Below are 12,707 nucleotides of genomic sequence, written 5' to 3' on the forward strand. Positions count from 1 at the left end.
CAGCCCGGCGGCGTCGAAACCAGCCGGGTCTGGACTGGGCAGCCCCGCTCTTCGAAGTGGTGGTCGGAGGACTCTCATCCAGGGATTCACGGACATCCACGGGTACTCTTCTCCCCCCTCGGGCGCGAATGAATTCAGCCACCCTCGGCACGCTTAATGATTTCCAGCCATTGACGCTAAAAGCGCGACGGCTCGCTCCCCACTCACCCTCACGCAATAGCCACGCGACCAGAGCATGGACCATTACGCCGACACCGTCACCCCTTGATTCAAGCGCCCAGCGCACCGTTTGCGACCGATTTGCATCAATTGACCCGAGCTATGCATCGAGTAAAGTGACAAAGGCCACACGCAATGGACTTTCTTTGTCGGGTCGCTGCAAAATCATCTGGCTATTTATCAGCTGCCTGCTGTCCGCGTTCCATCGCACTGGACGGCAGATCGTGGGGGGGTCCACATGTCGCCGTTTTCGGCGAACAATTTCCGCCTGCCCGGAAACAGAAAGGCGCGCGCCACGCGGACGCGCCTGGCCGGAAGCGCCGGCATCACTCTGTCGTTCGTTCTGGCGGTGACGCTGCTGCCCATCGACGCCTGGGCCGCACCGCCGGGAGACCGCAGCGGTGTCCAGTTGCCGGGGCTCCAGCAGGACATGAAGGCGAAGCTCGACAAGGTCGCGGCCGCCAGACTCGAAGGGTGGGCCGGAGCGCCCGTCCAGCCGCCGCCTGAGTACGAACCGTCGAAGGTCACACCACCGGCCGGCGGTACGGAACCCGTCACCCTGACCGGTGAGCAGCTGGTCCAGGCGGGCACCCTCCCGGTGAGTATCGGCAAGGCGTCCCCGACTCCGGAGAACCCGGCTCCGCCGACGCCCTCCGGCACCTGGTCCGTGGCCGTCGAAACCCGGCCCGTCACGGAGGCCGCGAACGTCGACGGCGCGCTCATCAAGGTCACCCCGCCCGTCGACACCCCGACACCCGTGGACGTCCAGCTCGACTACAAGAAGTTCAAGGACCTCTACGGCACCGAGTGGGCCACCCGCCTGGAGCTCAAGCAGCTCCCTGGGTGCTTCCTGGATACGCCCGATGTCCCGGAGTGCGCCGTCGCGAAAGACGTCCCGAGCACCAACGACCCCGCCACCGGCACCGTCCGCGCAACCGTCGATCCGGCCACCGCACCCGGCCCGGTTCTGCGCACCATGACCGGCGCCGGCAGCGGACCAATGGTCCTGGCAGCCACCGACGGCGCCTCGGGCGCCGGCGGCACGTACAAGGCCACGTCCCTTTCCCCGTCCGGCTCCTGGACAGCGGGCGGCAGCGGCGGCGGATTCTCCTGGTCGTACCCGCTGACCTTGCCCGCCCCGCCCGCCGGGCCGGCTCCGAAGGTCGGCTTCGGCTACTCCTCTCAGGCCGTCGACGGCAAGACGTCCGTCGCCAACGGCCAGGCCTCCTGGATCGGTGACGGTTGGGGCTACGAGCCGGGCTACATCGAGCGCCGCTACCGCTCCTGTTCGGACGACCTCAAGGCCAACCCGGCCAAGCCGAACAACGACAACGCCACGGACAAGAAGAAGAGCGACCTCTGCTGGGCCGGCGACAACGTCGTCATGACCCTGGGGGGATCCACGACGGAGCTCGTCCACGACGCCACGACCGGCAAGTGGATCCCGGCGACGGACGACGGCTCCCGGGTCGAGCACAAGACGGATGCCGCCATCCCCAACGGGGCGAAGGACGGCGAGAACTGGATCATCACCACGCGTGAGGGGACGCGCTACTTCTTCGGCCGTCACGACATCGACGGTGCGGGTAGCCGCCCGGTCACCAACTCGGTCCTCAGCGTGCCGGTCTTCGGCAACCACCCCGGTGAACCCTGCTACCAGACCTCCTTCGCCGCTTCGTCGTGCGATCAGGGCTGGCGCTGGAACCTCGACTACGTCGAGGACGTTCACGGCAACGCGATGATCATCGACTGGGTCAAGGAAACCAACCGCTACGCGAAGAACGAAAAGTTCAAGCAGCCCGTCTCCTACGTCCGCGCCGGCTACCCGACGCAGATCAGCTACGGCCTGCGCAGCGACAACCTGTCCGGTCCCCCGGCGGCCAAGGTCGAGTTCACCGTGGCCGAGCGCTGCATCAAGGAAGGGACCACCCAGTGCTCGGACAGCGAGTTCGAAGGAAACAACTACGGTGACAAGCAGCCCTGGTGGGACACACCGTCCACGCTGAACTGCAAGGCGACCGCCAAGGACTGCTACACCGGCGCCCCCACCTTCTGGACCCGTAAGCGCCTGACCTCCGTCACCACCAAGGCCCAGCGCGTGGAGGGCTCCACGGAACTGTCCCTCGTGGACCGCTGGGACCTCGCCCAGTCATTCCCCCGCCAGCGCACGGACACCCACCCGCCTCTGTGGCTCGAGTCCATCACCCGCACCGGGTACGGCGTCCCGAAGGCTGGTGGCGCACAGGACAGCACCTCACTGCCGGCCGTCTCCTTCCTGCCCAACGTCCGCGACATGCCCAACCGCGTCGCGAAGAGCGCCACGGACGCGACCCCCGACTTCGACCGCCTGCGCGTGGAAACCATCCGCACCGAAACGGGTGGTGAGATCTCGATCGGCTACTCCGCCCCCTGCCCCACCGGCGGGACGCACCCCAAGCCGGAGGAGAACACCACCCGCTGTTACCCGGTGCACTGGTCCCCGGACAACGAAGTGGAGAAACCGCCTCTGGAATGGTTCAACAAATACGTCGTCGAGAAGGTAACCGAAAAGGACCGGGTTTCTCGCCAGCCCGACGTCACCACCCGCTACACGTATGAGGGCGATGCCGCCTGGGCGAAGGACAGCGACGAGTTCTCCAAGCCCGAGCTGCGCACCTACAGCCAGTGGCGGGGCTACGCGAGCGTCGTCGTGAACACGGGCGTCACCGCCAACGCGGGCAAGTCCGACGCGACCGAAGAATCCCAGACCCGTACCCGCTACTTCCGCGGCATGTCCGGCGACGCCGGCCGGGCCAAGGTCATGGTCAAGGACTCCACCAACACGGAGGACCTCGGCGAGGACCTCCCTCAGTACCAGGGCAGCACCGCCGAGACCATCACGTTCTCCAAGGCCGGCGGCGGCGTCGTCTCACGTTCCCTCACGTGGCCTTGGAGTCAGAAAACCGCCTCCCGCCCCAGGGACGGCACCGTACCGCTGGACGCCTACCGTTCGGGTACCTCGCGGTCCGACAGCATCCACACGGTGAGCGGGGGTGCCACGAGGACACTCCGCAGCCGTACCGTCTTCGAGCCGACCTACGGTCTCACCCAGACGGTCCAGAACGAGGCGATCAGCCCCGACGGCACCGGTGGGTGGAAGACGACCGACCAGACCTGTGCCACCACGACCTACGTCCACAACACCGACAAGCACCTCATCGGTCTGCCTCAGAGGATCCGCACCACCGCGGGTGATTGCTCGCAGGCCGGCAGTGGCACGCTGCTCTCCGACACCCGCACGTCCTACGACGCCCTGAACGCGTTCGGCTCCGCCCCTGCGAAGGGCCTCGTTTACCAGGTCGACACCAACGACGCGACCGGAACGGGCTGGATCACGACCGGCCGTACCGAGTACGACGCCCTCGGCCGCTCGGTCAAGGTGCTGGATGCGGCGGGCAACGCAGTCAACACCACGTACAGCCCGTCCACGGGAACGGCATTCGCCGTGACCGGCACCAACGCGCTCGGGCACACGACCACCACCAAGAGCGACCCGGGTCGCGGCCTTCCCCTGGAGGACTCCGACGGCAACGGCCGCAAGGTCACCACGACGTACGACAATCTGGGGCGCTCCACCGCCGTATGGACGCCCTCGCAGAAGCCCGGGATCGACAAGGCCGCCTTTACCTTCTCGTACCAGATCGCGGAGCACGAGCCCCCGGTCGTCACCAGCAACACCCTGCAGGACGACGGCACCTACAACACGGCCATCACCATCTACGACGGTCTCCTGCGCCCTCGCCAGAGCCAGGGTGAAGCCGTGGGCGGCGGCCGGCTCATCATGGACACGTTCTACAGCGCGAACGGGACGGTCCGCCAGACCAACAACGGCTACTACGCCGAAGGCGCTCCGGCGAACAAGATCTTCGTTCCGGAGAGCGTCTTCCAGGTCCCGAACTCGACCGAGACGGCGTACGACGGTCTCGGGCGGACGGTCCGCACGACGACGCTGCACGCGGGAATTCCGCAGTACTCCGACATCGCGCAGTACGCGGGCGACTTCACTCTCACCCGCTCGGCCATGTCCACGGACGGCAACAGCCCCCTCAAGGGCAGCCGCGCCACGAAGACCTGGACCGACCCCTTGGGCCGTACGTCGGCCATCGAATACGCCACTTCGACCGACCTCACCACCTGGACGAAGACCTCGTACGCCTACGACGTCCGCAACAAGCTGTCCCGGGTCACTGACGCGGCCGGCAACAAGTGGACGTACGGCTATGACGTCCGCGGCCGCAAGACCTGGTCGGAGGATCCGGACACGGGACGGTCGGAGTTCGGATACGACAACCTCGACCAGCAGCTCTGGGCCAAGGATTCAAGCGGGCGCACCCAGTACACGACGTACGACGTCCTCGGCCGCACGACCGAACTGCGTGACAACGCCGCCAACGGCCCGCTCGTCGCGTCCTTCACCTTCGACACCCTGCCGGGTGCCAAGGGCCAGCCCGTCGCCTCCACGCGCTACGAGGGCGGAGCGGCGTACACCAGCGAAGTCACCGGCTACGACGCCGAGTACCGGCCTACCGGCTCGAAGATCACGATTCCGGATCTCCCCGCGACCAAGGGCCTGGCCGGTACCTACGCCTACAGCACCACCTACACGCCGACGGGCAAGGTCCAGACGACCACCCTCCCGGCTACCCCAGGCGGACTGGCGGCGGAAAAGCTGGTCACCCGATACAACGCGGAGGGCATGCCACAGAGCCTCTCAGGCCTGAACTGGTACACCGCCGACGTCAAGTACAGCCCGTTCGGGAACGTACTGCGCACCGCTACCGGCAGCGCCCCGAACCGGGTGTGGACGACGACGCTCTACAACCAGAACACCGGACAGGTCACCAACCAGATCACCGACCGCGAGACCGGCCCGAACCGGATCAGCGACGTCTCCTACACGTACGACCCGTCCGGGAGCATCACCTCCATCACGGATTCCCAGCCCGGCGGCCGGGAGGACCGCCAGTGCTACGCGTACGACCCGATGGGCCAGCTCACCAAGGCCTGGACCGGCAAGAGCGCGTCGTGTGCCGGCCCCAGTCTGGCCGACGTGACGACCGGCCCTGACGGTGACGGATTCTGGCAGGAATACCAGTTCGACGCGATCGGCAACCGGACCAAGCTGATCAACCGGGACCTCACCAACAGCGCGCTGGACGACGAGACCACCTACACCTACGGCGTCACGATCGCCACCAACGGCGCCCAGCCGCCGCTGAAGACCCAGCCGCACGCACTGACCAGGGCGGAAAAGACCACCCGCAACCCGGGTTCCACCGTCACTTCCCTTTCCACCTACGAATACGACGCCTCCGGCAACACCAAGAGCCGACGCATCGACGGCGACACCCAGACCCTTAACTGGGACCGCCGTAACAAGCTCACCTCGGCCGGCAGCCCCGGTATCGGAGCCGTCTCCGTCATCGGAGCCTCCGGCAAGTGCCTCGACGTGGAAAGCGGTGGCACCGCCGACGGCACCCCCGTCCAGATCTACCCCTGCAACGAAACGAAAGCCCAGCAATGGCGCCTGACCGGCGACACGGTCCAGGCCTCGGACAAGTGCCTCACCACCAACGGCAGCAAGCTGGCCCTGGCCACCTGTGACGGCAGCGACAAGCAGAAGTTCGTCTACCGCGCCGGCGACAAGTCGCTGAACAACCCGGCCACCAACCAGTGCGTCGACGTCCCGAACAACGCCGCCGACGGCACCGATCTCCAGCTGTGGTCCTGCAACGCCACCGCACCGCAGCAGTTCACCTTCGACAACACGACCACCTACCTCTACGACGCCGGCGGCAACCGCCTCATCGAGGAAACCGGCAGCTCCCGCACCCTCTACCTCGGCGAAGCCGAGATCACCGTCAACAAGGCCGGCCAGGCCCTCGACGCCGTCCGCTACTACAGCGGCCCCGGTGCCACCACCGTCCGCCGCACCAACGGCAAGGCCGAGAGCCACCAGCTCACCACCCTGCTCTCCGACCACCACGGCACCGCCACCACCTCGGTCGAGCAGGGTGTAGGTCAGGCGATCACCCGCCGCAAGTCCGATCCCTACGGCAACCCACGCGGCGCCCAGCCCGGCAACTGGCCCGGCAACCGCTCCTTCCTCGGCACCGGCGTCGACGACACCAACACGGACCTGACGCACATAGGAGCCCGTGAATACGAAGCGACCACCGGCCGCTTCATCTCCGTCGACCCGATCATCGACATCACCAATCCGACCCAGATGAACGGGTACTCCTACGCGAGCGCCAACCCCGTCAACCTCAGCGACCCCACGGGCCTGATCGAAACCGACTGCAAGAACGGCCACTGCGGCGGCCACTACAACCCCCGCGACGACGACCTCCCGGTGGGCCACCCCAACCGTCCCACTCCCATCCGCGGCGACTACAACAGTGCGTACACGCAGCAGGACAAGGTCGCCAAGCCGTACTACGGCTCCAGGGCGGGCACGGGTCCTTCGACCTCGAAGGCCTCGAAGACCAAGAAGGCCGCAAGCTGCGGCCTGATCTCCATGTGCTCCGTGCGCAAGGCTGTCGACACAGGCAAGAAGTTCTGGCAAGAGAACAAGATAGCGATCGTCTCCATCGCCACCGAGGTAGTGGTCGGGGTCGCTTGCGTCGCCGCCGCCGGAGCGGCAGGTGTTGCCACGGGCGGAATCGGCTTCGCAGCGGCGGCCGGCTGTGGGGCGATCGCCGGCGCCGCCGGGGCGGCAGTCGCCAACTATATGGACCCAAATGCCGACCACAGCATCCTGGGTACTCTCAAGGACATAGCGGGGGGAGCCATCGCGGGCGCCGCAGGCGGGGTCCTCGGCGTAGCAGCCGGCCCGGTCATCGCAGCGGCGGGCAAGGCCATCGGCAAGGGCGTGGGCCAGGTCATTTCCAAGATCGGCTCCACGCTCGGTTCCAAGGGCCGGTCGTGCGCCACCGGCAACAGCTTCGCTGCCGGCACCCTGGTCGTCATGGCCGACGGCTCGTCCAAGCCGATCGATGACCTGAAGCCGGGCGACAAGGTCCTCGCCACCGACCCGCAAACGGGTGAAACGGCGGCGAAGGACGTAACGGCCACCATCCTCGGCGAAGGCACCAAGAACCTCGTCGAAATCACCGTCGACACCGACGGCGACACCGGCTCGGCCTCAGACATCATCACGGCCACCGACAAGCACCCCTTCTGGGCGGTCGAGCTGGCGAAGTGGGTGGACGCCACCGACCTCCAGCCGGGCCAGTGGCTCCGCACGAGCTCCGGCACCCACGTCCAGGTCCAGGCCATCAAGCGCCGGACGGCCCAGGCCGCGGTTCACAACCTGACCGTCGCCGACCTCCACACGTACTATGTGCTGGCGGGGGCGACACCGGTACTCGTTCACAACTGTGGGGACGTGTATCGCAGCGACACCCGGGATCCCAGCGAAATCTTCGATGGAGGATTCGCGCCCAAGGGAGACAATATGAATCTAGAAGAGCACGTAGCGGGTGTCTCCGGGGTCTATACCCCCGACTCTGGATTCGTGTCGACGACCACCTCGAAGTCTCACGCGTTGAGCCGGAAGGGCCACACTTACGTAATCGACTCCAGAGGTGCATCTGGAGGGATTGACGTGAACAAGAGGATCCCCGGAAATGTTCACGCAAACGAGGCAGAAATAGCTGTTCCGCGTACCATTGATTCGTGTCACATACGTGGGTGCTGGCATGAAACAACAGGAGAGTGGATCCCAAATCCGAACTATCGGGAGTGAGGCATGGAATCGCTTGAACTGCTGGCTGTAGGGCGAGGATCCTCAGTCGTTCCAGTCTCATTCGAGATCCTTGATAGCGAAGGGGCGGGCTTGAGAATGAAGTTCTCAGGTCGAGACTGGCAGTCCTTCACTGAGTCGAATCTGTTCAAGTGTCTCCTGAGTGCCCGAACCGACTTGGAGAAGGAAGATCTTCTGCTTTGCTGCCAAGGGGCGCGACCGGACGTCTTTCCCTCCGGAATGCAACAGCAGATGGATAATGGCCGCTTTGCCGCAGTCCTCTCCCGATCTGCCGAAGAGAAAGAGATTGTCGACATCTTCGCTGCGGCTGAACCATCGCAGGTGACTTCTGTGGAAGCCCAGCGAGTAGTCGTATATCAGTTCTTCAACCTGCCGATTTCTGATGCAGGCGGAGACGCGTAGAAAGGACCTGCATCGGCGTGTGACGGCAACGCTGACGGCAACAGGGCCGGACGTCGGTGCCCCCCACGAGGTCTCGTGGGGGGCACCGACGTTCGTAGAGTGGATCAGTCATCTGTTGCTGTGTGGGGCGGATGGTCGAGGCGCTTCCCCTGTAGTGCATCCCCCAGGGCGTTGATGGCTTGGCGTTGGAGCCGGAGTCGGACATGGGCGTAGACGCCGGCGGTGACGCCGATGTGGGCGTGGCCGAGGAGTTCCTTGATCACGACAACGGTGGGGCGCGGCGAGGACGTAACCTGCGGATTCCAAGCAGCCGTCCTTGCGCTGGCAGACGGTCCAGTCTCCGTTGGCACGGACGCGGCGGGAAGGAAGGGGGTGGCGAGGCGTGGTCATCAGATGGCTTCCTGATCAAAGCGGGCGCGGATGAAGTTGGTGAGGGCGTGGGTGGGCGGGGGTACGGCGGGCGCGTCCGAAGATGATCCAGGGGAGCTGGGATCGGTCGGTCAGTTCGGCGTGGGGGGGTAAGGCGGCGATGTCGTACGTCGAGTTGTTCGGCACAGGTGAGTTCGTGTTCCCCTATCGCGACGCATATTGGGGAATTGGGTGAAGGACCGGAGCGCGGCCAACCGGCGGGGGCCCTGTGAGGACGGACACGTCGCCCAGGGGAACCCGGGGCGTGGGGAGGGCGTTGGGGGTGGGGTGGTGGTGGCGAGGGTCGGGAGCGGGGTATGACGGGCAGGGTCGTGCGGGTCTGTGTGCTGGCCGGGGTCTGCTGTGCGCTGGTCGCCGCCGGGGTGGCCTTCGGGGTCGGCCGGTTCGGGACCGTCGCCGACGGGGACGCCGACCGCGGGAGTTACGCGCAGGACCGGCGGCAGGCGGACGAGGCCGCCGCGAAGGTGCTGGAGACGCTCGTCGAGGGCGGCGGGGAGCGGCGGGCGCCGGCCGAGGCCGTGTGGCGGGTCTCCGAGCCGCTGCGGGCGCGGACCGCCGAGCCGGAGCCGGCGATCGGGGCGCTCTTCTCCCCCGGCCTGGACTGGGACGACGAGCACCACTGTTCGGGGAGCGTCGTCCACTCGCCCGGCGGGGACCTCGTCGTCACCGCCGCGCACTGCGTGTACGCCGGCGGGTTCCGGACCAACCTGGCTTTCGTGCCCGGGTACGCGGAGGGGAAGGCGCCGTTCGGGGTGTGGGTGCCGACGCGGATCGACGTCGATCCGCGGTGGGTGCGGTCCGCGGACCCCGATTACGACGTGGCGTTCATCCGGGTGCGCCGGCCCGGGCATCCCGGGCAGCGGCTGGAGGACGTCACGGGGGCGCACGCCGTCCGCTTCGGGCAGCAGCTGCCCGCCCCCGCCCGGCTGGTGGGCTACCCCAATGACGCCGAGCAGCCGCTGGGGTGCGCCAACACGGCCGTGGCCGCCGGGTCCGCGCAGCTGCGGCTGGACTGCGCGGACGTGCCCAACGGCACCAGTGGCGGCCCCGTCCTGACCGGAGCGGACACCCTGATCGGGGTGATCGGCGGTCGCGACGGAGGCGGGGACGAGGTGACTTCGTACAGCAGTTACTTCGGGGACGGTGTGCGGGAACTGTACGAGCGGGCCGCGCGGGGTTAGCCCTCCGTGTGGTGCGGCGGGTAGTCCGCCGTGGTGCGGGGTGAGGTGGGCAGGCGCCACTTCGACAGGACGCGGAGCATCGTGCCCGGGGCGAGGAGGGTGTTCGGCGGGGCGGAGAGCGAGAGTACGCCGAAGAAGGGCGCCGAGATCGCCGGGTCGGTGTTCGCGCCGGCCATGACGCGGGACATGTACGCCTGGAGGACGCGGGTCGCCCGGTCGGACGGCGGGCCCTCGGTGCCGGGGTAGCGCAGGTCCTCGCTGGTGGCGATCTGCCAGGCGACGTTGGCGGCGGTGACGGTGTGCCGCTGGACGCGCCGGGCCTGCGCCCGGATCTGCGCGGCGCTGAGGCCCTTGACGGCGTCGCCCAGGGCCTGGGCGGTGATGGCGGCGACCGTCATGCCGTGCCCGTAGACCGGGTTGAAGCGGCAGGCCGCGTCGCCGACGACCAGGAGGCCGTCGGGCCAGCGGTCCATGCGCTCGTAGTGGCGCCATTCGTTGGCGGTGGCCCGGAAGCCCGCGGGCGGGCCCAGCGGCTCGGCGTCGCGGATGGCGTCGTAGAGGGCGGGGCTGCGCAGGCTGCGGGCGAAGCCGAGGAACTCGGGGTCCTTCGTGGGCGGGGCGTGCTCGCCGTTGCCGATCAGGGTGACCAGCCAGCGGTCCCCTTCCAGCGGCACCAGCACTCCCCCGCGCGGGCTGTCCGGGCGGCCCTGTACGTACATCCCGTGCCAGCGGCGCTCCGGACTGTCCCGGGCGGCCTTCGGGATGGCGTACGGGCGGCTGGAGTAGCCGAGGTGGGAGTCGTAGCGGGTGACCGCCGGGGCGGGGTAGCCGAGGGCGGCCAGCCAGGCGGGGGCCTTGGAGGTGCGGCCGGTGGCGTCGACCACGAGCGCGGCGGTGAGGCGGCCGCCGTCGCGCAGGGTCACGCCGGTCACGGAGCGGCCGTCCGCCCCGCCGACCAGTCCGGTGGCGAGCCGGCCGCCCAGCATCCGGATCCGGCCGTCGCGCAGCACGGCGCGGCGCAGGGTCCAGTCGAGGAGTTCGCGGCTGCCGATCAGCATCCCCGCCCCGGGCACGGGCTGGAACCAGTCGGCGGGGCTCAGCCACAGGAAGTCGCGCGGCGACTCCAGCAGCGCGGCGCCGGCCCCCATCAGCTCGGCGGTGGTGCCGGGCAGCAGTTGCTCCATCAGCTCGACGCCGCGCGCCCACAGCACGTGCGCGTGCCGGGACTGCGGCAGGCCGGGGCGGAACTCCGGCCCGTGCGGCGACGGTTCGTCCCGCTCGACGACGGTGACGCGGGCGAACCGCCCCGCCAGGACCCGTGCCGTCAGCAGCCCTGCCAGGCCGGCCCCGAGGACCACGGCATGGTCCCCGGGGGCTTCTGAGTGGTTGTCCGGAGTGTCGTCCATGGGACGAGTGTCCGACCGCCGGGGCGGCGGGGGTCAGGCCCGGGCCGGGGCGGACGGTTGCGTACCGGGGCGTGGCGGGGGCGCGGACGGGGCGGCCGGGGGCGCGCCCGGAGCGCGTCCGGGTCGGTACGTACGTCACCCCGTCGCGGGGGCGGGACGGCTTTCGGCGGGAGTACGGGGGGTCAGGGGGACGGGCGCACGCTGCGGCCTACGGCTCCGCGCGGGCGCCGCCGGTTACGCCCGGGGCGCGGCACGCACGGCGCGCACGGCGTGTCGTCAGCGCGGGAGGGACGCGTACGAGACCCCCGTGAGCTTCTCGGAGACCGCCCACAGCCGTTCGCCGGAGGCGTCGTCGAGGGTCCACTTGGCCCGCCAGGAGCGTACGGGCGCCCCGCGCCAGCCGAGCCTCGGACCGTAGAACCCGTCCTGTTCCACCCCGGGCTCGGTGGCCGCGTAGAGGGTGGGCAGCGCTCCGGAGGAGGCGGGCTGCGCGAGGACCGCGTTGCCGAGGGCCATGACGCTTGAGGCGAAGGTGCGGCGGCCTGCGGGGCGGGAGGCTCCGGCGTGGAGGTTCGTGGAGGCGTAGCCGGGGTGCGCGGCGACCGCGGTGACCGTCGCGCCGGCGGCGGTGAAGCGGCGGGCCAGTTCGTGGGTGAACAGCAGGTTGGCGGTCTTGGAGCGGCCGTAGGCGGTCCAGCGGCGGTAGGAGGCCTCTCCCCCGGGACCGCCGGGACCGCCGAGGTCGTCGAGGTCGTCGAGGTCGATGTCGGCCAGGGCGTGGAAGCCGCTGGAGACGTTGACGATGCGGGCTCCGGGCGCGGCCGCCCGCAGCCTCGGCAGCAGCAGGCCGGTCAGGGCGAAGTGCCCCAGGTGGTTGACGCCGAACTGCGTCTCGAAGCCGTCGGCGGTGCGCCCGTACGGCAGGGCCATCACCCCGGCGTTGTTGACCAGGAGGTCGAGGGTGCCGTGGCGCCGGGCGTACTCGCGCGCGAACTCCTTCACCGAGCCCAGGTCCGCGAGGTCCAGGTCCGCCGGCTCGACCTCGGCGCCCGGGACCTCCGCGCGGATCCGGGCCGCCGCTCCGCGTCCGCGCGCGGCACTGCGGCAGGCCAGCACCACGACCGCCCCGCGCCGTGCGAGTTCGCGGGCGGTGACGTACCCGATCCCGCTGTTCGCCCCGGTCACGACGGCTTTCCGGCCGCTCTGATCGGGTATGCGCGTAGCGTCCCAGCCGGTCACGACGACTCCCTCGACGGTTCCCGC

General features: G+C 68.8%; 5 protein-coding genes. 3 read left to right on the forward strand and 2 right to left on the reverse strand.

The features are described from left to right. The first annotated feature begins 649 nt into the window (after nt 1–649). The 3 genes from ACZ4WZ_RS19520 (at nt 650) to ACZ4WZ_RS19530 (ending at nt 10,038) form a co-directional block, all read left to right on the forward strand. Nucleotides 650–8,008, forward strand: coding sequence for a polymorphic toxin-type HINT domain-containing protein (locus ACZ4WZ_RS19520; RefSeq protein ID WP_467892092.1), 7,359 nt, complete (start codon nt 650–652; stop codon nt 8,006–8,008). 3 nt (nt 8,009–8,011) lie between these two features. Then, nucleotides 8,012–8,428 (forward strand): hypothetical protein, encoded by a 417-nt coding sequence (locus ACZ4WZ_RS19525; RefSeq protein WP_467891893.1) that lies wholly within the window; start codon nt 8,012–8,014, stop codon nt 8,426–8,428. A gap of 725 nt (nt 8,429–9,153) precedes the next feature. Further along, complete coding sequence (locus ACZ4WZ_RS19530) at nt 9,154–10,038, forward strand: trypsin-like serine peptidase (protein WP_467891895.1); 885 nt, start codon at nt 9,154–9,156, stop codon at nt 10,036–10,038. On the opposite strand, the gene ACZ4WZ_RS19535 is transcribed toward ACZ4WZ_RS19530, so the two are convergent. Beyond that, nucleotides 10,035–11,444, reverse strand: a complete 1,410-nt coding sequence (locus ACZ4WZ_RS19535) for an NAD(P)/FAD-dependent oxidoreductase (protein WP_467891897.1) — start codon at nt 11,442–11,444, stop codon at nt 10,035–10,037. The two genes, ACZ4WZ_RS19530 and ACZ4WZ_RS19535, sit on opposite strands and share 4 nt — an antisense overlap. A gap of 276 nt (nt 11,445–11,720) precedes the next feature. After that, nucleotides 11,721–12,683 (reverse strand): oxidoreductase, encoded by a 963-nt coding sequence (locus tag ACZ4WZ_RS19540; protein WP_467891899.1) that lies wholly within the window; start codon nt 12,681–12,683, stop codon nt 11,721–11,723. Nucleotides 12,684–12,707: the final 24 nt, after the last annotated feature.

This window comes from Streptomyces sp. NPDC029122 (assembly GCF_055569445.1).